At 44.8% G+C, this 24,662-nt stretch carries 14 protein-coding genes and 1 pseudogene; 7 read left to right on the forward strand and 8 right to left on the reverse strand.

From position 1 onward, the window contains the following. The first annotated feature begins 5 nt into the window (after positions 1–5). The 3 genes from MU515_RS11760 (at position 6) to MU515_RS11770 (ending at position 6,374) form a co-directional block, all read left to right on the forward strand. A complete protein-coding gene (locus tag MU515_RS11760; RefSeq protein ID WP_260260617.1) occupies positions 6–1,148 on the forward strand; it encodes an exonuclease SbcCD subunit D in 1,143 nt (380 codons plus the stop codon). Beyond that, positions 1,148–4,192 carry an AAA family ATPase gene (locus MU515_RS11765; RefSeq protein WP_260260618.1) on the forward strand — a complete coding sequence of 1,015 codons (3,045 nt, stop codon included), beginning with the start codon at positions 1,148–1,150 and terminating at the stop codon, positions 4,190–4,192. Before MU515_RS11760 ends, MU515_RS11765 begins: the two co-directional genes overlap by 1 nt. A gap of 121 nt (positions 4,193–4,313) precedes the next feature. Next, the gene (locus tag MU515_RS11770; RefSeq protein ID WP_260260619.1) at positions 4,314–6,374 is read left to right on the forward strand and encodes an ATP-binding response regulator; all 2,061 of its coding nucleotides are present in this window, start codon (positions 4,314–4,316) and stop codon (positions 6,372–6,374) included. A 24-nt stretch (positions 6,375–6,398) separates the two neighbouring features. Here MU515_RS11770 and MU515_RS11775 read toward each other — a convergent pair whose 3' ends face one another. From MU515_RS11775 to msrB, 3 genes are all read right to left on the reverse strand, one after another. Next, entirely contained in the window at positions 6,399–7,358 is a 960-nt protein-coding gene (locus MU515_RS11775) for a TDT family transporter (RefSeq protein ID WP_490723100.1), read from the reverse strand. A gap of 150 nt (positions 7,359–7,508) precedes the next feature. After that, positions 7,509–8,909 carry a H(+)/Cl(-) exchange transporter ClcA gene (gene clcA, locus MU515_RS11780; RefSeq protein ID WP_260260621.1) on the reverse strand — a complete coding sequence of 467 codons (1,401 nt, stop codon included), beginning with the start codon at positions 8,907–8,909 and terminating at the stop codon, positions 7,509–7,511. Positions 8,910–9,366: 457 nt separating this feature from the next. After that, the gene (gene msrB, locus MU515_RS11785) at positions 9,367–10,503 is read right to left on the reverse strand and encodes a peptide-methionine (R)-S-oxide reductase MsrB (protein WP_260260622.1); all 1,137 of its coding nucleotides are present in this window, start codon (positions 10,501–10,503) and stop codon (positions 9,367–9,369) included. A gap of 108 nt (positions 10,504–10,611) precedes the next feature. On the opposite strand from msrB, the gene MU515_RS11790 reads away from it, so the two are divergent. Beyond that, a complete protein-coding gene (locus MU515_RS11790; protein WP_260260623.1) occupies positions 10,612–11,019 on the forward strand; it encodes a GFA family protein in 408 nt (135 codons plus the stop codon). 56 nt (positions 11,020–11,075) lie between these two features. On the opposite strand, the gene MU515_RS11795 is transcribed toward MU515_RS11790, so the two are convergent. The 3 genes and pseudogenes from MU515_RS11795 to MU515_RS11805 form a co-directional block, all read right to left on the reverse strand. Next, positions 11,076–12,824: a formate--tetrahydrofolate ligase gene (locus MU515_RS11795; RefSeq protein WP_260260624.1), complete on the reverse strand. Its 1,749-nt coding sequence runs from the start codon at positions 12,822–12,824 to the stop codon at positions 11,076–11,078. Positions 12,825–13,249: 425 nt separating this feature from the next. After that, a pseudogene (gene pyk, locus MU515_RS11800) lies at positions 13,250–14,626 on the reverse strand (pyruvate kinase); the annotation flags it as partial. 125 nt (positions 14,627–14,751) lie between these two features. Next, a complete protein-coding gene (locus MU515_RS11805; protein ID WP_260260626.1) occupies positions 14,752–16,128 on the reverse strand; it encodes an MFS transporter in 1,377 nt (458 codons plus the stop codon). Between the two features lie 257 nt (positions 16,129–16,385). Here MU515_RS11805 and MU515_RS11810 point away from each other — a divergent pair, with 257 nt between their 5' ends. From MU515_RS11810 to MU515_RS11820, 3 genes are read left to right on the forward strand one after another with little or no spacing between them, the layout of a single operon-like run. Further along, positions 16,386–17,711 carry an ABC transporter substrate-binding protein gene (locus tag MU515_RS11810; protein WP_260260627.1) on the forward strand — a complete coding sequence of 442 codons (1,326 nt, stop codon included), beginning with the start codon at positions 16,386–16,388 and terminating at the stop codon, positions 17,709–17,711. Continuing rightward, on the forward strand, positions 17,708–20,074 hold the full coding sequence (locus tag MU515_RS11815; protein ID WP_260260628.1) for an ATP-binding protein: 2,367 nt from the start codon (positions 17,708–17,710) through the stop codon (positions 20,072–20,074). Before MU515_RS11810 ends, MU515_RS11815 begins: the two co-directional genes overlap by 4 nt. Further along, entirely contained in the window at positions 20,067–21,329 is a 1,263-nt protein-coding gene (locus MU515_RS11820; protein ID WP_260260629.1) for a sigma-54-dependent transcriptional regulator, read from the forward strand. Before MU515_RS11815 ends, MU515_RS11820 begins: the two co-directional genes overlap by 8 nt. A gap of 47 nt (positions 21,330–21,376) precedes the next feature. On the opposite strand, the gene MU515_RS11825 is transcribed toward MU515_RS11820, so the two are convergent. After that, positions 21,377–21,562: a hypothetical protein gene (locus MU515_RS11825; RefSeq protein ID WP_260260630.1), complete on the reverse strand. Its 186-nt coding sequence runs from the start codon at positions 21,560–21,562 to the stop codon at positions 21,377–21,379. A gap of 28 nt (positions 21,563–21,590) precedes the next feature. Further along, the gene (locus MU515_RS11830; RefSeq protein WP_260260631.1) at positions 21,591–23,948 is read right to left on the reverse strand and encodes a fatty acid cis/trans isomerase; all 2,358 of its coding nucleotides are present in this window, start codon (positions 23,946–23,948) and stop codon (positions 21,591–21,593) included. Between the last annotated feature and the right edge of the window lie 714 nt (positions 23,949–24,662).

The following is a 24,662-nucleotide window of genomic DNA, read 5'->3' on the forward strand; positions in this document are numbered from 1 at the left end:
CGCAAATGAAGTTCCTTCACACCTCAGATTGGCACCTAGGCCGTCAGTTTCATAACGTCTCACTGCTTGATGATCAGCGAGCCGTACTCGAACAGATTATCCAATACATTGATGAAAATCCGGTTGATGCGCTGGTCATCGCTGGTGATATTTATGATCGTTCAGTACCCCCAACCGCAGCCATTGAATTGCTTGACCAATTTGTTGAAAAGGTGTGCTCACAGCGCAACCTACCGATTATTCTTATCTCAGGTAACCATGATGGTGCGCAGCGCTTAGCGTTTGGCGCAGGGCAAATGAAAGGCGCAGGCCTGCACATCATTGCTAACTTTGACGATATGCTGAAACCCGTGGTGCTAAATAGTGAAATCGGCGAGGTAGCATTTTATGGCATGCCTTATAACGACCCTGAGTTAGTGCGTCATCACTACCAGCAAAGCGTGTCAGACCATGATCAAGCCCATCAATATCTAGCCAATTTGATCCTAGAGCAGCGAAATATCAAGCAAAAGAACGTACTCATTAGCCACTGCTTTATGGATGGCGCGATAGAATCTGAATCAGAACGTCCGCTCTCTATTGGCGGCTCTGAGCGCGTCAGCCATCAACATTTCGTTGATTTCGACTACGTCGCATTAGGTCATTTGCATCAGCCACAAAAAAAGGGTGAGGAGTATATCCGTTACTCTGGCTCTTTAATGAAATACAGTTTTTCTGAGCAACACCACAACAAGGGTATGAGCCTTGTAGAGCTGGATGAAAACGGCTTCAAATCGGTTACCCATATCCCGCTTGTCGCACCGCATCAAATGCGCATTGTTGAGGGGGAGATGGATGAGATCTTGCAACAAGGTAAAACCGACCCTAATGCCCACGATTATCTATTGGTTCGTTTACAAGACAAGCACGCCATCTTAGACCCAATGGAAAAATTGCGTAAGGTCTATCCAAATGTCCTGCATCTCGAGAAGCCGGGCATGCTGGTGGGCGTCGATCAAGATATTGGCAAGGCGAGGCTAGCGCGTGGTGAGCTCGATATGTTTAAAGACTTCTTCTTAGAAGCGAAAAAGGAGCCACTGACTGAGCAACAAGAAACGGCGATATCAGACATTATTCAGCAGCTTTCTGCTGACAAGGAGGCTAAGTAATGACGCCGCTAAAGTTAACCATTCAAGCGTTTGGCCCGTTTGCGGGTAAAGAAGAAATCGACTTTACCGCGCTTGGGCATGCTCCGCTATTTCTGATCAATGGCCCAACAGGGTCGGGTAAGAGCTCGATTCTTGATGCGATCTGTTTTGCCTTGTACGGCGAAACGACAGGCAGCGAACGTACTGGCGATCAAATGCGCTGTGACCACGCCAGCGCCGATGCAGTAGCTGAGGTGAGCTTCGATTTCAGCTTAGGACCAAACCAATATCGAGTGGTGCGCTCTCCTGAGCAGCAAGTGCCAAAAAAACGCGGTGAAGGGACAACCAAAAAAGCCCATAACGCCACCTTGTTTAAATTGGTCGACGGCGAAGAGCAGTTGATTGCCAATAAACCTACTCCCGTGGCGAAAGCCGTGGTGGAGTTGATTGGCCTAGATGTAAAACAGTTTCGTCAGGTGATGGTACTGCCACAAGGTAAGTTCCGTGAACTATTGATCGCCAACTCCAAAGAGCGAGAGCAGATTTTCGGTCAGCTTTTCCAAACTCACATTTATGTTGCGATTGAACGTGCGTTGTTTGATAAAGCCGCGCATATTCGCCGGTCTAAAGATGAGTTTGATAACCAGATTAAAGGCGCGCTTGATGTAGCAAGTGTGGCAACGGAAGATGCGCTCAAACAGCAACTGCAAGAGTTAGCTCCGCAGTTGGAGTCAGCGCAGCAAGCCACAGACAGCAAGGCTAAAGAGCTAGAGCAAGCGCAGGCAGCGCATAAATCAGCGAGCGATCTGCAAGCAAAATTCGTCCGCCGAGAACAACTGACTCAGCAAGTACAACAACTTCAGGCCAAGCAGCCTGAGATGGACAACTTAACATCCCAGCGTAAACAAGCTTTGGCCGCTCAAGAGTTAAAGCTACCTTATAATAATCAGTTGCAAGCTGCGCAAGGCGCTAATCAGCTCGCTCAGCAAGTAGAGCTGTCAGCGGCTAAAGTGGTTACCGCGCAACAAGCTCATCAAGTAGCGCACGCCAATCTAGAGCAAGCGACACAAGCCGCTCAAGCTGTCCCTGCTTTGCAGCAACAGTTGTTCAATTTACAGGAAGTGGCAAAGCGCTTGGCTGAGCGCGACAAGCAGCAAGCGCATTTAGTGGCGGCTGAAAGTGCCTGCCAGCAGTCAGAGTTGGCAGTAACACAAGGGCGTGGTCAACTTGAGCAATTAGAGCGGCAAATAAAAGTGCAGCAAACGAACTTACAAAGCAGTAAAGAGCAAATTGCTGCGTTGCCAGCCATGCAGCAACAGCGCCTAACGGTTGAAAAGCAGATTCAAGCATGTAACGAACTGGCCAACACCCAACAAGCGGCGCAGCAGTTACAGCAAATCCATCAGCAAAAACAAGGCGAACATCAGTTTGCGGTGCAGCAAACTGAATTGGCTAAGCGCAATGCTGATCAGCTCGAATATACATGGCACTCAGCGCAAGCGGCGGTGCTTGCTCAAACATTGCAGCTTGGTGAGCCTTGTCCTGTGTGTGGCAGTAAAGAACATCCCAAGCCTGCTGAGTTTGTGGGGCAAGCGATCACTAAACAAAAAGTTGATGATGCACGTGCTGAGCAGCAGCTTCGCCTAAATGAGCAAGAGCAAGCTAATCAAGCATTGCAGCAAGCGCAGATGGATGTGGCTAAAGTTGAGCAAGCCGTAAAAGGTTGGCAGCAACAGCTAAGCGATGTGAGTAAATCGGGCGAGCAATGGCAACAGGAGTTAGCAAAGCTATTAACGGAGATTGCCAAGTTAGAGCAGCTCAATATCGAGCAGCTTAACGCGCAGTTAAACAGCCTAGAACAGCAGTTTACACAGCTTAAGCAGCAGCTGGTTTTGATGGAGCAGAAACAGACTCAAGACAAACAGCAATTAGCCACTGTGCAATCTGCGTTGCATACCTTGATGCAAGATGTGGATTTAAGCCAGCAAGATAGCCAGTTTGTGCAAGCAGAGCAGCACAAAACTCAACAGCAGATTCACTCTTTGCAACAGGCAGAAGCGGCGGCGAAAACCACGTTTGAGCACACTCAAAGCCAACTGCTGACCAGCCAAACCCAAGCGGATGCCTTTAACAAACAGTTGGAAGAGGCGAAGCAAAAGCTCGAAGCGGTGCAACAAACGTGGCAGCAAGCCTTGAGTGCCAGCCAGTTTGCCGATGAAGCCGCATTCATTAGCGCCGAGCTTAGCCAAATTCAAGTAGAGCAGATAGAGCATCAGTTACAACAATATTCCGAGCAGCTATCTAGCTTAAGAGGCGCGCTTTCGGCACTAGAGCAAGATCTAGCCGAGCAGCCATTGCCAGATCTTGATGCTTTGGAGCAAATCTTACTTGGCGCTCAGCAAGCGCATCAAAAGGCGCTAAATGCGCTTAGCCAGCTAAAATCCCAGTACGACAACCTACATAAAGTAGAGCTGCGACTGACCGAACTCTACAAACAAAATCAAGCGCTTGAACAAGAGTATCAAGTGATTGGTACGTTAAGTGATATTGCTAATGGCCGAACGGGCGCCAAGGTAAGCCTGCATCGTTTTGTGCTTGGCGTACTGCTCGATGATGTCTTGATTCAAGCCTCTCAGCGTTTGCGCAAGATGAGTAAGGGGCGCTACGAATTACGCCGTAAGGAGGAGCGAGCAAAAGGTAATGCGGGTTCTGGCCTTGATTTGCTGGTGGAAGATGGCTATTCAGGTAAGTTGCGTGATGTTGCGACTTTATCAGGTGGTGAGTCTTTCATGGCTGCATTGGCGTTAGCGCTTGGCCTCTCAGACGTTGTGCAATCTTATAGCGGCGGTATTCGTCTTGATACCCTGTTTATTGATGAAGGTTTTGGTAGCTTAGACCCAGAGTCGCTCGATTTGGCCATCCAAACACTGATTGATTTACAGCAAGGTGGCCGAACCATAGGTTTGATCTCACACGTGAGTGAGCTTAAAGAGCAGATGTCACTTAGAGTGGATGTTACCGCTGATCGTAGCGGTAGCCGTGTCTCGCTGCATGGAATGGCTTAGAGTTAACGGTACATGATATCGGTTGTATAAAATTTCCCAAATATCCCATTATTAAGTAAAATGTAAATTATAAATAAGCCCTATTTTTATAGGGCTTTAAATTTTTAACGTGAGTATGGTTATGGATGCGGTACGCAAGGTTTACCAAAATGCGGAACCTAATTTGACATTAATTGGCTGGATGGGCTTCTTTGGCTTTCCGGTTTATTATTATGTCTGGACTTATATGTTCCCTCAGCCTTATGAGTCGCTCGGGCTGCGTATCTTTTGCTCATTGCTGTTCTTAGTTATTGCGTTACGTCATCACGTTCCTAGTTATATTAAGCGTTATTTACCGCTCTATTTCTCTATCAGTATATCTATCTGTTTGCCGTTCTTTTTCGCCTACATGATGTTCAAAAATGATTGGTCGACGGTATGGGTAATGTCGTTTATGGCCTCAACCCTAATTCATATATTACTGGTTTGCCGAACATCGATTGTGATAATGCAGGCAGTTATTGCGGTTTTGGTCGCTATGCTATTAGTCTACGGGCCACACGCAGAAACGTTGGAACAATCAGTACTTTGGCAATATGTGCCTATATTTATCTTTAACTACATGTTTGGCACTGTGTTTTATCGCCGTAATCAGAGTGAAAGTGAAAGCCGCGTATCTATTGCAAAATCGTTTGGTGCGGGCATTGCCCATGAGATGCGTAACCCGCTCAGTGCGTTAAAAGCGACCATCGATGTACTTGACTCTTTATTACCTGATCCAAAGGAAAAACATCAGCCAATTGCCTTGTCGAACGAGTCGGCGACGCTTGCAAAAGAGGTGATTGCCGATGCCAATGAAGCGATTCGAAGTGGTACAGAAACCATCGATTTGCTTCTGACATCGATTGATGAAAATCGCATTACCAATGCCAGTTACCGTAAACACTCGATGCGTGAAGTAGTACAGAAATCCCTCAACAGTTTTTCTTATCAAAGCCCACAACATCGCCAAAGTGTGCAAATGGATCTTAAACAAGATTTCTCGTTCTTTGGTAGTGATACACTGCTTAAGTACGCGTTATACAATTTGCTTAAGAATGCTTTTTACTACGGAAAACGCGATCAATTTAGAGTGGAAGTGGAGCTAAAACATTGTGGCCACTACAACGAGCTGATTTTCCGTGATAACGGAATCGGTATGAGTAGCGATGTTCGTAACCAAATATTCGAAGATTTCTATACCTATGGTAAAAGTGGAGGCTACGGGCTTGGCTTACCGTTTTGCTACAAGGTAATGCAAGCGATGGGCGGTAAGATCAGTTGCCGATCAGAGCTCAACCACTTTACCGAGTTTACCCTATGCTTCCCGCTGTATAGTTCTGATACCGTTGCTGGTATTAAGTCCGATCTGTTGAAATCTAAATCGGCACTTTATGTTGGCCGTTCGATGGCCATCTCTCGCGTGCTTGATGATACCGCTTTCTACAAAGGGTATAAGTTTATTCACTTAGAGGTAGAAGAGGCGCTAGAGCGAGGCGAGTATGAGTTTGAGTACGATATCATCTTCATCGACATTAACTGCGAGCTAGCGGATAACCAATACCTTGAGCAGTTAGAAGTAAAACTTGGTTTCACCGAAGCGAGAATTGTCTATCTGTTTGATAAGCAATGGTGTTACTACCATGGCCAAGAAAGGCCTATGGCTTTCTATCCTTTGGAAAAGCAACGCTTGATGAAGTATTGCAACCGAGTGATTGATGAGTTGTTCTTTGAATCGCCAATGATGAGTCGACAACTGGTTTCTGATGAGCGCCGCCAGAGCGATGAAATCACGTTTCAAGGTAAGCGCGTGTTGCTGGCTGATGATAACCACTCGTTTAGAGCTTACACCGCCATTTTATTGCAGCAACATGGCTTTGAAGTGGTACAAGCAAAAAATGGCCAAGAAGCCCTTGAATGTTTGTCAGAGCCAAATTTTGACTTGGTGCTGATGGATATTGAAATGCCAATATTAAATGGCTTAGAGGCAGCGACAGCGATTCGCGCGATGCAGACGCAGGTTAGCCAGTTGCCCATCATTGGCTATACCGGTGATTCAAGCACCGAGTTAGTTGCTTCGCTCTCAAATGCTGGATTCAACGACTATTTGGTTAAGCCTGCCAACACCGATACCATCTTACAGAAGATTCGTCAGTGGCTTTAATGCTGTTAATGTCTTGAACGGCCGTTATTGAGCTTTACGTCTTAAGCGTTGAGGCCAGTACATTTTTACATAGCCCGCCGATACCCATATCACCAAAATGGTAGCGATAGAAAGCTCAAACAGACCAAAATCATGCAGCCAATGCCAGCGAGGATGGTATTGCTCAAAAAACGTGGTCAGGCGATGCATTGCTACCGCGCTGATCACTGATGGAAAGGTGACTGCTGCAATGGATGGCTGAAACTTGAGTCGCATTAAGCGAAAGTAGCAGAGATAAATCATTAGCGTCATGGTGATGGCAATTCCCGCCAATGCACCGGTCAGAATTGGATCTGGTTGTTTAAAGTTAACTAGGTAGGTCGCAAGCGTCAGGTTTATCGGTGCCGCCATGATAGCCAATGTTGGTCTAGCGCGGCGCGGCAGCATCCCCTCAAATACTAAGCGGTACAACACCAAAGGCAACATAAAGAAATAGATCGTAATGCACACATTCACTAAGGTTTCAGAAAACAGTGTGTGGCCGAACTGCGTCCCCGCCAACGAGCTACTGATAAGCCCAACAGGGTATAAAAACCAACTCGGTACAATATTCGACATTTTAAAGTTGGAGAGCTGGAAAGTGAAAAACAGCACCATCATGGTGATGTGGAGAAAGAGTGCAGCAAACCAAATTGGATAAGCGATGATCGGCGAGATTACCGCTAGATAGTCACATAAAATCAGTAGCGCCATACTCATTGGCGCCATCAAACTGCCGCTTAATGGGTGACGCAAGTCGGCGATAAAGGTTTCTAAATTGGTGAGATATTTTATCAGTACAGGGGCGAGCAGTATGGCGCCAAGCCCAGCAAGATAAGGTCGAATAAGCACGCCAATTTCTGGAATGTAAAGTGACCATGCGTGTCCCAAGCCAATAATACCCAATGCGAGTGCAGCTTGTGATGGTGGTACATTTTGAAATTGCGTCAGTCTTCTCCAATTCAAGAAGGCGCTCCTTTTTGCCCTTAACAGTGTGAGTCGATAAGCGTTCATGAAGTGGTTAAGGTTGGAATTGCGACAATAAATGCAATTTCCGCCATAAATTCATGAAATTGGGCGCAAATGATAGCAAGTTGATCGGTTGCGTGGCAATTATCAATTTGCGTCTGGTGGTAAATCTTGCTGTCTTAATTTCTCATTTTTCAAGGTACGATGAAGGAGCTGACTGTATATGGGTTGTCCACCCAGCATTTGAGCGAAAATAACCGCACCGAGGCTAGTAATAATGAGTGGCAAGATCAGGTAATAATTATTGGTCATCTCGATCACCAATAAAATACCTGTGATAGGCGCGCGTACAGTGCCCGCAAATAACGCACCCATACCTGCAATGGCGAACATACCTGGGGTTATCGGCAAATCAGGGAAAAGTTGCTGCGCGATTAAGCCAAAAGCATATCCAAATAGGGTACCTAGCGCCAACATAGGGGCAAAGATACCACCTGGTGCACCAGAGCCAAAGCAGAGTAGCGTCGTGAAAATGCGCCCAGCAAATAACAGCAATAGGAAATCTGCGCCGTAGCCGCCATTGGTAATATTGGGGATAAGCCAAATGCCGCCGCCGGTAAGTTCTGGCATATAAAGCAGCATTAAACCAAAGCAGCCACCGATCATTGAACCTGTCAGCAAATAACGTTTACGGTCGTTTTTGTGCAGCTTAACAAACATGTCTTGTGCGAAAGTGACAAGGCGATTGAACACGACGCCAAAGATGCCAAATAGTGCGCCAAGTAATAGGAACAACCATAAGGTATTCAATTCTGGCGGCTGATATTGCGGCATGGTGATCACCGCATCTTGGCCATTGATGTAGCGAAACACGATGTTGGCTGAGATAGCAGAGATGATGACTGCTCGAATGGAAATCAGTGAGTAACGAAACTGCGGACGCATTTCTTCAACGACAAACATGATGCCTGCAAGTGGGGCATTGAAGGCAGCGGCCAAGCCACCGGCAGCGCCAGAAGCCAGTAATGAATGACGCGTGTCTTCACTTTTCACACGGAAAATATCCGTGACCATTCGGCCAATTGCACCACCCATTTGCACTGTTGGCCCTTCGCGGCCAAGCACCATGCCTGACCCAAGTGCGCCCATACCACCAAAAAATTTAACCGGTAAAACACGCCACCAACGAACGGGGCGAATACCATCCATTGCACCTTCTATTTCTGGAATACCAGAGCCTGCGGCTTCAGGTGCAAAGCGATGTACTAAGTAGTAACCAATAAAAGCCAACAGGGCGCTAATTAAGAATGCCGCGAGCCATAATGGCAGCACACTGCCAATCTCACTCTTCAGCCATTCGGTACGAGTTTCGGATACAAGGTGAACGGCGTGCTCAAAATAGGTGCCAACTAAACCAGCTAATACCCCAACAATAAGCGACATAAACAGCACAGATAGCGGTGTTTTGTCTTTGGAGAGAAATTGGTTAATCGCATCCTTAGGCATCTTGGCTAGGAAAGATTGTTTAATTTTCTCTCGTTTGGTCATGGGGATAGGGGCCTCTAAGTTAGTTGCGCGGAAGGCTGAAATTATACGCCCCTGCCTATTTAACTATAGCGACAAGAATGGAATATTGATTTTCATATTTGAGTAATTCAGTTTATCGGCTTTCTTATCTCGAACCGAGGTTAAATAGAGGGTCTCTTGATGGGTAAAGATAGAGTCGTCAGTGCTATGTTGAAATGTTGAAAACTGGCTCGAGGAATTTTTATCCAAAACTTGCACTTTTACTGTTTTGAGCCATATTTAAGTTGTAAGGCAATCTGAACCGACTCGCATGGAGGAATAACTGTCTTACCTACAATTTGGATGGAATCAAGTAATCATTTCCAAAGCCTCGTTTAATATCGAAATGCATCTATAGACATTTCGATTCGCAGACTCACGATTGAGTAACGAGGGATTAAGGCGCGCTCAAGTAGTGCGCCTTTTGTCGTTTATTGGCTTACCCCTCAAATAGGTACAGGTACTCTTCATATCCCTCTTTTGCCATGTTCTCTTTGGCGACAAAACGCATAGCGGCCGAGTTCATGCAGTAACGTAACCCAGTTGGCGCAGGGCCATCTTTAAACACGTGGCCTAAGTGTGAATCAGCAAATCGGCTTCGCACTTCGGTACGTGGGTAAATCAACTTGTAGTCAGTTTGTGTTACCACGTAGACATCGTTGATTGGCTGAGTGAAACTCGGCCATCCTGTGCCTGAACGGTACTTATCTGTTGAAGAAAACAGAGGCTCACCAGAGACAATATCCACATAAATACCGGCTTGTTTATTGTCCCAGTATTTGTTTTTGAATGGGCGTTCTGTGCCATCTTCTTGCGTTACGTAGTATTGCAATTCAGTCAGCTTTGATTTGATTTCCTTTTCTGAAGGCTTTGAATACGCTTTGCTTTGGCCTTGTGCTTTACTGTCATCAATCAGTTGGCGTAACGTTTTCGGGTTCTTTTCTCGATCGTCCCCAAAAATGTCATCCAAATACTGGTCACGTCCTGATGCATAGCGATAGTAGTTGTAACGAACTTTGCTGCGCTTGTAGTAGTCTTGGTGATAATTTTCTGCCGGCCAGAATTTCTCGAACTTAATCAATTCCGTCATCAGCGGCTTTTTGAAAACGCCCAACTGCTCAATCTCAGACATGAAGTTAGACGCAATCTGTTTTTGCTTCTGGTCGTGATAGAAGATGGCTGGTCTATATTGTGGCCCTCTATCCACAAACGAGCCTTTACTATCTGTTGGGTCAATATGACGGAAAAACTGATCCAGCACTTGCTCATAAGTCAGTTCATCGGTGTCATAAGTGACTTGAATGACTTCAATGTGGCCAGATTTACCGGAAGAGACTTGCTTGTAGGTTGGGTTTTCTTGCTCACCTCCAGAATAGCCAGAAATCACATCGATAACGCCTGGAAGTTTTTCAAGATCAGATTCTGTACACCAAAAGCAGCCGCCCGCTAATGTGGCGATAGCCGTATTGTCTGCGTTGATTGCGGTTTTCATATCACTATCGGCTTGGCCAACAAAAGATGCGGCAATTGCTGCAACAGCGGCGATAGGAGCGAACCATTTAAGCTTTACTTTCATTCCAACCTCTTTGAGTTGTGTTTGTGTTAAAGATAAGGAAAGATGATTGAGCTGAAAAATTGCATTCGATACAAAAAATATACGTTTATCAGGCTAAGGAGAGCACCGATGGTTAGAAAATTATCAGGTGGCTGTTGCTGCGGTGAAGTTCAGTTCGAAGTGAAAGACGAGTTCAAACACTTCTTTTTTTGTCATTGTGAACAGTGTCGTAAGTTAACGGGGGCGGCACATGCAACTAATCTGTTTACTGCACCTGACAATATTAAATGGCTTAAAGGAGAAGAGCATCTAGTACGCTTTGTCCATCCTGAGCGAGCATTCGTAAAAGTGTTTTGTAAGATGTGCGGCTCAGGCTTGCCTTACATAAACAAAAGTGGAAAGTTCTTAATTGTCCCAGCAGGTAGCCTTAACCAAGAGCCAACAAAGACCGTCGATGCGAGAATATTTATCAGTGAACAACCTGAGTGGCATAAGAATGGCTTAGAGGTTACGAAATTTGATGGGTTTCCTCATTAGCTGCGATAAAAAAGCGAGCATAGAGCTCGCTTTGATTGATAACTTGATTGGATGGCTTAGCTTAAGCCAATGATGTTGCCATCGTCATCTAGGTCTAAATTCATAAACGCTGGCTTTTCAGGTAGGCCCGGCATGGTCATTACATTTCCGCACAGAGCGTAAATAAAGCCTGCACCAGCGCATAATTTAAGCTCGCGGATAGGAACATTAAACTTGGTTGGTGCGCCTTTAATGCTGCCATCTGTGGAAATTGACAGCGGGGTCTTTGCCAGACATACCGCAAGGTTGTCATAGCCATGAGCAATAAAACGATCAAGCTGCTTACGTGCTTGATAACTTAATGTCACGTTGGATGCACCGTAACCGACTTCCGCAACAGCCATCAGCTTCTCTTCTGTGGTTTGATTTAAGCGGTAGAGAGGGGTGAATTGCGTCTCGTGCTGACACTGTTTAACCACTTTTTCTGCTAAGTCGATAGTACCTTCGCCACCCTTGCCAAAACCTTCGCTGATTGCCACTTCCACATTGTTTGGTAGTGCTTCGACCATGGCTTTGAGTTGCTCAAGTTCTTCTTGGCTATCTTGTGGGAAGCGGTTAATGGCCACAACAGCAGGTACGCCATATTTGTTGACGTTATTAATATGCCATTTAAGGTTTTCAAAGCCCGCAATCAGTGCTTTTTCGTCATTTTCGAACAGTGAGTCAGGGATCGGTTGTCCCGGTTTCAAATCATACAGGCCAGAGTTGGCCTTTAAGCCTCTGAGCGTTGCCACGATCACGGCGCAGTCAGGCGATTTTCCAGAAGCTTGCGCTTTGATATTGCACGCTTTTTCAAAACCCATATCTGAGCCGAAACCACCTTCGGTAACGGTGAATTCGGCCAGTTTGGTGGCGATGCTATCGGCAATAATCGAGGAGTTGCCATGAGCAATGTTAGCAAATGGACCTGCGTGTATCAGGGTAGGAACGCCTTCAAGTGTTTGCATTAAGGTTGGCTCAATGGCTTCTTTCATACTAACAGCCATTGCACCTGCAACTTGCAGATCTTCAGTTGTGACGGGCTCTCCATCTAAATTGTAGGCGACAACGATGCGTCCAATACGCTGACGTAAATCACTCAAGTCAGAGGCGAGTGCTAAAATTGCCATAAGCTCAGACGCCGCCGAAATATCGAAGCCATCTTCGCGCTCGTAGCCATTAATGGTTTTGCCGATGTCATTTTTACCCACGGTGACCATACGTAATGCGCGGTCGTTGTGGTCCATGACACGCTTCCAAACCACGTTCTTAGAATCAATTCTAAGCGCAGTTAATCCGCTGCGTTGTTCAAAGTCTTCATAGCCATTGCGCTGCTCATGGTAAATGCGAGCATCGATAGCCGCAGCGGCGAGGTTGTGTGCCGCAGTTACTGCGTGAATGTCACCGGTTAAGTGAAGATTGAGCTCTTCCATTGGCGCGACTTGTGAGTAGCCACCGCCTGCAGCACCGCCTTTGACACCAAAGACAGGACCCATAGAAGGTTGACGAATACACGCCATCACAGAGCGGTTTAACTTAGCAAGGCCTTGAGATAACCCAATGGTAGTAACGGTTTTACCTTCACCAAGCGGCGTAGGTGTAATCGCGGTAACGATAACCAACTTACCCGTAATGTTGTTCTCTAGACGTTTAAGGCTGTTAAGTGAAACTTTCGCTTTGTATTTGCCTTGGCTATGGAACTCATCGTGTTGTAGGCCGGCAGCGTGAGCAACTTGAGTTATTGGAGTTAGTTGCGTAGCGCGGCAAATGTCAATGTCCGACAGCATAATACCCTCATTTATGCGACCAAAATGGCTAGGAAAACGTTTGCGCAAGCATAATATCGTCAAAAAATGCTTTGTAAAGGATTAGTTTGCAGCATAACGTGCATTGTATATTAGCAATTGATGGTTAAAAAGATAAATATCTCGAGGAAGGAGAAAAGGGCAAATATTCTAAAAAGGACCTGCCTTTCGGCAGGTCAAATCCCTGTGGAGCAGAAAAAGTTGGGGGAACTTTTTAATTGGGAGAAACCTCGGAAGTAGACTAAGCGATGAATTATTGTTCGCTTAACTTATGTTCCGATAACAACCTACAAGTACATAGTGACCTATGCAGCCACTTCTGGCTTAGATGTCTTTGCTGAATCACTCAGTTTAAGCAATCGGCAGACATTTACATCACCACTGCCTTCTACCGATTCCAATTGAGTGATCAGCAAAGAGCTAATCGGCAATGCAGAGGTTCGGGTTTTCAAATGCTCTGCAATTAAAGTTGGTAGCTCTACGTTTGACTGATCTTTATGGCTAAAGAAAATAGGGGTCACACCACGTAGAATGGCCATTTTTGCCAATAGGCGAGAATCGTCACTCAGTGCCCAGATAGCCGCTTTACTTTGGCAGCGAGACATTAGTCGTGGGGTTTCGCCATGCTGAGTTAAAATTGCTACACCTAAGTCTTCGTGTACGCGAGAAGCTGAAATCATAGAAGATAGGGCAAAGCTTTTGCCGGGCTCTGAACATAGATGGCTTAATTCTTCCCAGCAGTTGTGCTGGCATTCAATTTCTGCTTCCGCACCTTTTGCAATGCGCACCATCGCCTCGACAGATTCGACAGGGAAGGCGCCTGCTGCTGATTCCGCAGAGAGCATGATTGCGTCTGTACCATCGATAATCGCGTTGGCGACATCCATCACTTCAGCACGGGTTGGCAATGGATTATCGATCATAGATTCCATCATTTGTGTGGCGGTGATGACAGGTTTGCCATGATGTTTAGCGCGCTCAATCAGCTTTTTCTGTGTGAAGGCCAGTCGCGCATCGCCGATCTCTACACCTAAATCGCCACGAGCGACCATGATGACATCTGATGCTTGAATCACCTCATCCATTGCCTGCTGGTTCGCAACCACTTCGGCACGTTCTACTTTCGCGACGATGTGAGCATCACTACCTGCTTGTTCTGCGAGGTGGCGTGCGTAATCCAGGTCTTCCCCGTTACGCGGGAATGAAACCGCAATGAAATCGGCTTTAATTTGAGCCGCAGTGACGATATCTTTTTTATCTTTTGCGGTCAGTGCCGGCGCAGATAGGCCGCCACCGAGAAGATTGATACCTTTACGGTCAGAGAGTTTGCCATTGTTCAGTGCTTCGGTACGAACCCATTGTTCCGCTTCATTGACCTCAAGCACTTTCAGTTGAACGCGGCCATCATCAAGTAGCAAAACATCGTCGATGTTTAGATCAGCGATAAGCTCTGGGTAGTCCAAGCCAACACGGTGCAGGTTACCTGCGCTGTTACCAAGCAGGCCATCTAAATAGAATTCATCCCCTTTTGTAAGCTGAATCGGACCATGTTTGAAGCAAGAAATACGAATTTTAGGGCCTTGTAAGTCGGCCAATATTGCGACTGTCGTATCCAGCTCTGACGCAATTGAACGGATATGAGCGGCACGCTCAACATGTTCGTCAGCGGTACCATGGGAGAAGTTTAAGCGAACAACGTTTACGCCCGCTTTGATTAATTTAGTCAGCGTTTCTCGTGATGAGCATGCTGGGCCAAGCGTTGCTACGATTTTTGTTTTACACATATTTGCACCTATAACGACAAAAAGGGTGATTAAAATGGGCTTCGTTATATTGTTAAGGGGATGCTCAGGTAAGAGCGCCGCAAAGACGCCCTTACTGAGCCGCTGGGTGAGCAGCGAGTTATGGATTAGTGGCTAGGGTTTACTTCCAGCTCTTTTTCTTCTGGTTGAACATCAACGACTTTCTTCGCGTTCCATACGGTCAACGCTAGGAATAGAGAGACCACTGCTGCGGCCAGCCAGAAGTATTGCGCTTGGCTGAAGTCGTACGTTTTTACGCCATCTACTTCAGTAATCGTGATAAGTGACGCCGAGATTACTTCTTGAGCTGATGCTGCGATGTAAGAGAATAGGCCGATGAAGCCTTTTACTGCACCTACAGCATTTTTAGGCATTAGGTCACAAGCGGTTAGGCCTGCAAGGAATACTACTAGACCACCGATAGCGAAGCCGATAAGACCAAGAGCAATAGCATCTACCATGCGATTATCTGGGCCAAAGAACATCAGACACATACCTGCAACGTTTGCAATGCCGTACATGAGAGTAGGAATGTGGCGGTTCGATTTGAACAGTTTGTCTGAAATAATGCCTGACAAGATAGCGCCTGCTAGACCCGCGATAGGGTAAGTAGACATAGCGAAACCAGCATCAATCAGTGAGTAGCCTTTCGCTTCTTGTAGGTACAGAACTGCCCAAGAAGACATGGCATAACGAGATACGTACATTGCCGCACACGCTGCTGCGATTAGCCATACTGCTGGTTGTTTTAGAATGAATAGCTGTGCACGACGAGTTTCTTTCGGGTCGTTGCTTTTTTTCATTTCTGGCTCTTCATCAAATGCTGTTGCAGCATCTGGTAGACCATAAGTTTGTGGGCGGTCTTTTAGTGCGAAGAACATGCATAGCGCAGCAGCAATCGCCGCAATGCCAGCACCAATAAAGCCAGCACGCCAGCCAAGGTAGCTCACTAGAGTTGCAGTTAGAATCCATGTGATACCTTCGCCGATGTTACGCGAACCACCCCAGATAGAGTAACGGCTACCACGTTGCTTAGGCGAGAACCATTGGAACAGTGACACACAAGAAGGTGCAGAGCCAACAGATTGGAACCAACCGTTTAAGCCCCATAGCAATACGAAGAATAGGCCGGCGGTGTTAAGACCCATAGCAATTGCAGTAACACCTGAAAGTACTAGAGAGAACGACATAAATCGGCCGATGTTGGCATAGTCAGAAAGGAAGCCGTTCGAGAACTTACCAATAGCGTAAGTGAAGAAAAACGCAGAACCCATTAGGCCGAGTTCTTCAATGGTTACGATTCCTGCATCAAGCATAGGCTTTTTAACCACACCTAAACTCATGCGTACTACGTAGAATACCGCGTAACCAAATACCAAACCTAAGAAGACTTGCCATTGGTAGCGTTTAAAGCGAGATTGCATCTCTTGTTTTGAACCGTCTGATAATGGCGCATCAGGACGGGTTTTGAAGAAGTTGAACATAAAGCTCTCCGTGTTCTATCAAATGTTGGAATGTGTTTTCACGGAGGCATCTTCATGATTTTCTTTTAATTGCTCAAAATGGCTGTTTTGGGGCATAACTGACTCAAATTAATCAGTTGGCCGAGTCAAAAGTGGGTATTTTGTCATTCTAGAAATTGGAGTTGCTGATAAAATTGCCATCAGTCGTTAAAAGGATGCGTCAGGAGTGACTCAAGTAGAGCAACAATGAATTTGTTGCTTTATAAAGGAGTTTTGAATTGGCGCACATTATTAAAGGTTTTTGTGAAGTGGAAAACAGGGCAGTTAAACAGTTTGCTAGTGCGATTCTAGCGATAGCCACGGTGCTTTTCCCTGCGGTTATTCAAGCAAAAGACAATGAACTGGTCATATTGACAACGTTTTCGCGGGAACCGCTCGGCGCGTTAATTGAGGAATTTGGCAAACAATATCCACAAGTAGAGGTGCGATTGATCCATCGTCGTACTCAATCGTCTATTCAATTACTTAACCGTAGTTATATCCAAGATATCGATTTGGTTCTGACTTCATCCCCATTTCTGATGCAAGAGTTGTCGAATCATGGCCGGTTGAAAGTATTAAATGCTGCAACGCCAACACCGGATTGGCTAACGTCTTTTGTTTTACCTCCCAATGACAAAGTTGCAGTGCTTGGGTATTCCGGCGCTGGCATTGTATGGAACCAAGATTATTTAAATGCCAATAAACTTCCAATACCGAAAACCTTTGTTGAACTTACAGACCCAATCTATTTCGGCCACATTACGATGAGTACGCCAAGCCGTTCAGGCACGACTCAGATGATGATAGAAAGCATGCTTACTCAGTATGGTTGGGAAAAGGGGTGGCAAATTATTCTTAATACTGGTGCCAACTTGGGGACGATTTCTGCCCGAAGTTTTGGTGTCAGTGATTATGTGGCGAAAGGCCAATTTGGAGTTGGGCCAACGATTGATAGTTACGCGCTATTGCTGAAGCAAGGCTTTGATCATCTTAGTTTTACTTATGACCGAGACTTAACCCTGATGCCTACGTATATGGCTGAGATTAAAGGAAAGTATCCCGATCAGTATGCTCAGAAATTTATCCAAATGTTGCAATCTGACCATGTTCAGTCTCGTTTGGTAACCAGCAGTATGGCAAAGCATGCTATTGCTGACAGTCGTTTGTTCTCAGAACAAAATCCAGTGTTAGATCTTAAACAAGTCATGATCCGAGAAAGCATTGTTAATCAGATTTTTGATATTGCCATTACCCAACGATTGCCTGTCTTAAAAGACACGTGGCTTTCGTTACTGACTCTTGAGAAAAAGCTAAAAGACGTGAAAACGCAGGAGCGCTTGAATAGTTTGAAGTTCAAGCTGTTTAGCTTGCCGTTAAATGAACGCGATGTAGAAATGTTGGGTAAAAGTATTGCGCAAATTAAAAGTAAAAACGACGAAGGGAATAATCAAACACAAGTATTGATGGCCGAGTTCAGCCACAAATTAAAAAACCAGTTAATGCAGACCCAAATTTTGATAGAAGACGAAATAAAAAACATTAAAGCAGAGGCTCATTTATGAGCCTTAAACAACGTCATACCATAGGTACAAAACTCATTGTCGCGTTCGGTTGCAGTACATTTATGCTCACCATAGTTTGTGTTGTGGCGGGGACGACATGGAATCAGCTCGATGGCCAAGTCAGTAACCTGCTTGAATCAAGCGTACCTAAATACAACTTGAGTTATGTGCTTGAAAGCCGCAGTAGCGAGATACGTCGAAGAGTTGACTTGTTGGTGGGCTCGAATAACAAAGTTGAGTTAGACCATCACTTACAAGCACTCAAGTCTGAGCTTGATAAAATTGACCAAACTTTATCTCAAAGCCGCCGCTCTCACGAGAATCCTGCTGATGAACTGCGCGTACTAGAGCAATTTTACAGCGACTTAAGGCGCTCTTTAGATGTGATTGCTGCTCAAGTATCGCAACGTATCGATCAACAGCGGACCATTGACCGTTATGAAGAACAATTAAGCTGGTTACATCAAGATATTGATACAGAGCTTAAGCCATTGCGTCAGGAGTATCATTGGCAGATTGAGCGTGGTGGAGAGAGTGAAACCACACATGAAATGCTCGCTATGCTGAACACGATTCAGCGAGTACTGGATCTAGAAAGTAAGATCTATGACATGGTGGCAGAGATTATTCAATCCTCACAAAAAGAACTGGTCAATAACGGTTTAAAGGTCGTTGCCTACCGATTAGATGAGCTCAACAGCTTAAGTAAACCCATTTACGATCACCCCGCGTCAATTGCATATCAGCAGTTGGTGAGTGAGCTTAATGCCTTATTGGCCTTGCAAGGAGACTTTCATCGGCAGCTACTTGAAAAGGTAAAACTGAATCAACAAATGCAAAACACCAATGATGATATTGACCGCCGTTTAGAAGCGGTGCATCAGCAAATAGCGCATTTGATTGTTAATGCAGATAAGGCATTTAGGGACGTAAAGAGCGAAACGACTCAGATGGTTTCTTATGGTAATCATGTGCTTATTGTCTGTTTTAGTCTCTCTATACTGACCAGTTTATTTTTGACCTACTACTTTATTAACCGTCGAATTGTGGCCAGATTGACTAATTTAAGCGCCAGTATCGATGCAATCATAAATGATGATTTGAGCCATCCCATCAAAGCGGATGGCAAAGATGAAATCGGTCGATTAAGTGAGAAGTTAATCGAGTATGGCGATAAAGTTCGCGAGATTCAGCGTACCAATGCGATCAGCTTGATTAACAATACCACCGCAAGCTTGGTGACCTGTGACAGCCAAGGTCATATTGAATCTGCGAACCTAAATGCTCGCCAGTTATTAGGGTTAAAGACTTTGTCTCAGCAACAAGCGCTATGGGCGAGCTTTAAACCTGATAATCAAATCAAGCTCCAACATGTGTTTGCTAATCATGGTCGTTTGAACATCTTTGATAAAGATGCGGTGACATTGGGGTTTGACTCTGAAACGGGGCAGCGTTATTTACACTTTGATTTTCGTCTGTTTAGCCATGCTAACTTACAAAAGGTGATTGTGACCATCACAGATGTCACTCAGCAAACGCTAACTGCGTTAGAGCTTGAGAAAATCGTCGCGGATAAAACGCAAGATCTGTTGGAGAAAAATCACCAACTCACCAATGAAATCGCAGAGCGTGAACGCGCTGAAGTGCATTTGAAAAACACTCAAAATGATTTAATTCAAGCAGCCAAGATGGCGGTGGTCGGGCAGACAATGACGAGCCTTGCTCATGAGCTAAATCAGCCACTCAATGCCATGTCGACGTACGTTTATAGCGCCAACATGTTTGCTGAAAAAGGTGATTTTGACAACACAAAAAGTTCGATAAGTCATATTGATGGCTTAGTTGCGAGGATGAGTAAAGTCATTAAGAACTTACGTCATTTCGCTCGAAAAAATGATGCTCAGCAAAGCAAGCAATCATATTCTCTGGCTGAAATTGTAGAGCAAGCAACGATTTTGGTTTCGACAAAATGTAAGCGACAACAAGTTAATATCGATAGTTCGATACCCGACGATGCGAGGGTACTAACCAACGATGTCAGTTTAGAGCAGGTATTTATTAATTTGATGGTCAACGGCTGTGATGCTGTGGTGGAAAGTGGTAATGAGTCAAAAAGTGTCGCGGTCAAGTATCTTGGCAAAAACACAGGTTTTCATAGACTTGCGATTGAGGATACTGGCAACGGTTTTGATGCCGCCATCATTGACAAGTTGTTCTCGCCATTTACCACCACAAAAGAAGTTGGTTTGGGGCTGGGTTTGAACATATGTCAGTCATTAATTGAAGCAAATGAAGGACAGATATTTCTAGCCTCTAACTTAAATAAAGGCGCAATGGTTGTAATGGAGTTGCCTTGTGAATAACACCCATTTTTCAGTACTCGTTATCGATGATGACAGAGACGTTTTAGATTCTTACGCTCACTTGATGTCGATATCAGGTTTGATGGCAAAATGTATAGATGATCCAACCCAAGCAATGAGGCAGATTAGTGTCGATTGGCCTGGGGTTATTTTACTGGATATGTACATGCCTCAAATGCATGGCATCGAGTTGCTAGAGCAAATAAAGCGTTTTGACCCACATATTCCGGTTATTGTTATTACTGGTCACGGTGATATTCCAATGGCGGTGGATGCGGTAAAAATGGGAGCATGTGAATTTGTCGAAAAGCCGATAAACCCTGCCGAGTTGCTTGAATTGGTAAAGCAGCATTTAGATCACCGCCGCGCTTTTATTGAGCAAAAGCAGAATATACATCAAAAGATTGATAAGACGCTGGTGGGTAATTCTGCCCAAATAGAATTGATTAGACAGCATGTCGCCCAATATGCATTGCTAGACTCTCACGTTGTGATTTATGGCGAGGCCGGTAGTGGGCGACATAGTATTGCGCAGTTAATCGTTGATATGAAATCACCAACTCGAGAACATATCGAGTGCCGTTTTGAACTCGGCGATGACTTTGATGTTTTGATTGGGGGATTAGAGCTTTCATTCAGTGGGAGTGTCATCATCAGTGGCCTAGAGTTCCTATCGGAGCAGCAACAAAGGCAACTGGTGCAGAAGCTGCTGGTTGTTGAAAGGGTAAGTGATCGACATATCTCACTTATCTCACTGTTTAATAGTGAGCCTGAGGGGCTAGTCGCTCAGCAGAAATTGGTACCAGAATTATTCTATCTGATTAATCAGGGTTCAATTAAAGTGCCACCGTTAAGACAACGACCTGATGATATCGCATCATTATTTCACTATTTTTTAAAACAGAGCTGCCGCAAGTTAGCCAAGCCTTTACCAAAAGTTGATGCTCATTATTTGTCTATTCTGCGTGCCCATGAGTGGCAGGGTAATATCCGTGAACTACGAAATGTTGCGGAGCTCTATGCGATAGGTATCGTCAAACTCACGGGCAAAGAGCGCTTGTATAGCCAAGAATCGATGAACTCACCATTGGATGAGTTGGTTGAGGATTACGAGCGTCAGTTAATCGAAGACGCGTTATATCTGCACTCGGGTAAAGTGTCAGAAGCGGCGAACTATTTACAAGTCCCACGCAAGAAGCTTTATCTAAGAATGAAAAAGCATGCCATTGAAAAGGATGCGTATAAAGCAAAATAAAAAAGCCCCAATTAGGGGCTTTCTGGTTAAACTATTGAGAGTGGAGGTCACCACTCATCATCAGGGAATATCTTTCCCTCTGGCGCATAAGGGTCGTCATCGAATGGATGCTCTGCTTTGCTGCGCAGCATCTCAAGTTGATGTTCAAGCATGTTTACTGTGTCGTAATCTCCTTCAGAGCACGCCACGTAAATTTGTTGTTCTATCGATTTCATTCGGTCTTGGCTGTTCATATCCACCTCCCTGAGAAGGTTAACGGTTTTACCTATTCTCAAATCTATTGTAGTCAAGTAAACCAAATTCGATAGGCTGATTGCGTTGGTACCAAGCATGTACTTTATCGCTGAATGCCCAAAATTCTGGGTGACTACGACGAATTGCAAACGCGTCCAACAACTTAACGTAGTCTGCCTCGGTTTCTATATTTGTGAGCATGTCGACCAGCTGCGGAATTTGATTTTCTTTGAGTGATAAATACGCAGCCGGATAGCTTCCGATCACTCCGCGAACAAGGGTGAGGTCGTCTTTTTGATAGTCACGATTACTCTCTTCATCGAATAAGCTTGAGATATTCGTATGGGCATTATTATGCAACAGGGTGAACAGTTCGTCGTTACCGCTTTCACTTTCGATAAGTAACATCATGATCTGAGGAACAACTTTTAAGCCTTCACCCTGAATGAGATCTATCTGCTGCAATCGTTGTTCATTACTAGGTTTAAAGCCAGTATTGGTGATTTGGTAGCGTTCGTTTAAAACGGGAGACAATTTGGTTTGCAAAATATCGAATAGTTCTGCTTTTGGATTGTCTGTAACGTAAGGCACTTGCGTTGGTTGATCGAACGGTTTTACGTTGCGCTGTAAAAAATCACTCAATTGTGAGCTTTGGTCTTGGTACCAGCTGGACTGTTCTACGTGTCTGATATCCCTTGGTAGAAGGGTGACAAAGTTACTTTCTCCTTCGAGACGTAAGAAATCCATAAACATTCGTGTGATTAGCTGGTGGCCAAAATTACCATATACATCAAACCCTGCTACTAATAGGTAGTGAATTCGTTCGAGCAAGGCATAGTCCATAACCCATGCAGTTTTTGGTGGTTGGCCTACTAACCCTTGCACAACGGAAGCACTGTCGAAATGTCGGAATACGGTCAAAGCGGCATTACCGTTTTCGCCGTTGCCATCCCAAATGACGTTGGTGTCTAAGTGTTTCCCATCTTTGAACCAATGGTTAATGAACTCTGATTTAGTTTCTAAATATTTTGCTTGCTGGCGTGCATAACTCACCCAGTTAGTCACAGGTAACGTGTTGCTCTCAAGCTCGCCTGGCAGTTTTAAGTTCTCCGCTTGTTGGCGGTAGAACTCATTCACTTCCGGTATGTCTGATTTTTCTGGGTCTAGGAAGAATACCCAAAAGCGATCATTGATGACATTGAGAGCGAGTTGACCGCGGCAAACAGGGCCTTTAATGAAAGCCATGATGCTGTTTTGTGAGTTTTCTAACATGAACTTGAATCGTGATTTTACCGGAATATCGATAAAAACAGTCATCGGGTTTGCCGCGATCTCTGGTTCATAACCCGGTAATTGAGTGACTTGGTACTCTTTGTTAATGAACAATTCTTGCCATTGCTCTAACCGTGCGTTGTTGAGCGCGAAAGGCATGTGGGTTTTATCCACGATAGTGCCCTGCTCAGGGATGATGCGGTAATAAACGCGTGGCGTGTTGGGGTCATCATACGGGCGACGGGTGGTAATACGCTCCACTGCCTTTCCTGGTGGAGTCGTAGAACGCACTAAGGTGAAAAAACGCGGTCTCTCTTGATTAATCTCATCAAAATAGAGGTGTGACAAAAACAGATGCTCGTAGATATATCGAGCAGATAACTGATGCTTCAAGCTATCACTGTTCAAGAAGGCTTCAAATTGATTGATTAAGGCTTGCTGTTCTAACGTCAACGGAATCGGCGCATTCATCTTAGCGCCAGCCGTTAGCCAATCCATCAGCACACTGTATTCATTTTCGCTTAAATTGGGCATTCCATAAGGCATTCCCCAAGTTGGATAATCTGCTTGGTATTGATCTAGCTCTTCGATAGTTGGGCAAACCTGATCGCGATCGACGGAAAAATCGAAACCCTCTAGCTGGTCAACTTGAGGTAGGGGATGTTGTTCTTTTTGCATCAAAAGCCGTGCGACCAAGCCCGCTTCTACGTTTGCTGTCGGGGTTTGGTTGCGCTCATTCAGCACAGGATGGAACCCAAAGTCGCGCCATTGCTCTGTGGTTTGCGCATCTTCAAATAGGCGAGTTGGCGTCGCGGCAGTAAGCCGTGTGCCTTGATAGACCAACTCTTTACTCGCACCGCGATCAATGCCTTCGACCGAGCTCATCTTGATCTGACATGGTGCATCGTAGCAGGCATGGCAAACCACACATCGGTTATCGATGATAGGCTTTACTTCCTCTAAAAACTTAATGCTTTCGGCGGAGTTAATTGCTGCTTTTCTGTGTTGTACCTCTGCTTGACCAAACATGCTGTCATAATTGAGTCCAGCGTAAGTCGCGCAGCCAGCAAAAATGACGACGCTGAGTAGTGCGATTAACTTAGATAATTTCATTACTATTTTTATTTTCCAATTGCTCAGTAGCAAGTATATCGTATCTCAGCCAACGAGCTGGAGAGATCTTTCACTTGGCCAGTCATTCAAGTTCTCCGATTGACCAATCTGGTCAGTTTCAAAAGCTGACAAATAACATAATTGACTGTGCTTTGAGCAGAAAACTGTGTATTTATGGTTCCAAACCCAAGTGATGTTACACGTACGTTAAGGTGGTATTGGATAATTATGCGTGTTTATTTCTTGTACAGATCACTAGATGAGTTTAATTATGGTGAATGCTCATTTATTAAGCAGAATTGACTGCTTTACGATCTATATCTCATTAAATTTGTCTGTGATCATTCGTTATATTTTTCTAAATAAAACCAAATATCGACCTAAAAATGTGACGTGACTCGCATTAGGCATCTTGTTATTGATAAATATGGCGTTTTGTTTGTCTGGTATATAATTTTGCAAAAATGATTCTTTACAGAGTTTGGTGAATTAAATTGCAAATAAATAATCAACATTAAGGAAAATGTGCTGCATTGATGAATTTTGTTAATATTTGGTAACAGCTGTAAAATTGCGCATTTAGATAATTTTTTCTTTCAATTCTAATCTATCTGTTTGATTTATAAGGTTTAAGTTGATTTGTCATTAGCAAAACTAATGAAATTGACAAAAAAAATATAATTCTGCAATCTACGCAACGAAATAAGTTTTTGT

The sequence above is a fragment of the Vibrio intestinalis genome (assembly GCF_025195085.2).
In the GTDB taxonomy this organism is placed as follows: Bacteria; Pseudomonadota; Gammaproteobacteria; order Enterobacterales; family Vibrionaceae; genus Vibrio; species Vibrio intestinalis.

Coding starts and splice junctions, on each gene's coding strand:
- MU515_RS11760 (WP_260260617.1), top strand. CDS start 6: ATGAAGTTCCTTCACACCTCAGATTGGCACCTAGGCCGTCAGTTTCAT.
- MU515_RS11765 (WP_260260618.1), top strand. CDS start 1,148: ATGACGCCGCTAAAGTTAACCATTCAAGCGTTTGGCCCGTTTGCGGGT.
- MU515_RS11770 (WP_260260619.1), top strand. CDS start 4,314: ATGGATGCGGTACGCAAGGTTTACCAAAATGCGGAACCTAATTTGACA.
- clcA (WP_260260621.1), bottom strand. CDS start 8,909: ATGACCAAACGAGAGAAAATTAAACAATCTTTCCTAGCCAAGATGCCT.
- msrB (WP_260260622.1), bottom strand. CDS start 10,503: ATGAAAGTAAAGCTTAAATGGTTCGCTCCTATCGCCGCTGTTGCAGCA.
- MU515_RS11790 (WP_260260623.1), top strand. CDS start 10,612: ATGGTTAGAAAATTATCAGGTGGCTGTTGCTGCGGTGAAGTTCAGTTC.
- MU515_RS11795 (WP_260260624.1), bottom strand. CDS start 12,824: ATGCTGTCGGACATTGACATTTGCCGCGCTACGCAACTAACTCCAATA.
- MU515_RS11805 (WP_260260626.1), bottom strand. CDS start 16,128: ATGTTCAACTTCTTCAAAACCCGTCCTGATGCGCCATTATCAGACGGT.
- MU515_RS11815 (WP_260260628.1), top strand. CDS start 17,708: ATGAGCCTTAAACAACGTCATACCATAGGTACAAAACTCATTGTCGCG.
- MU515_RS11825 (WP_260260630.1), bottom strand. CDS start 21,562: ATGAACAGCCAAGACCGAATGAAATCGATAGAACAACAAATTTACGTG.
- MU515_RS11830 (WP_260260631.1), bottom strand. CDS start 23,948: ATGAAATTATCTAAGTTAATCGCACTACTCAGCGTCGTCATTTTTGCT.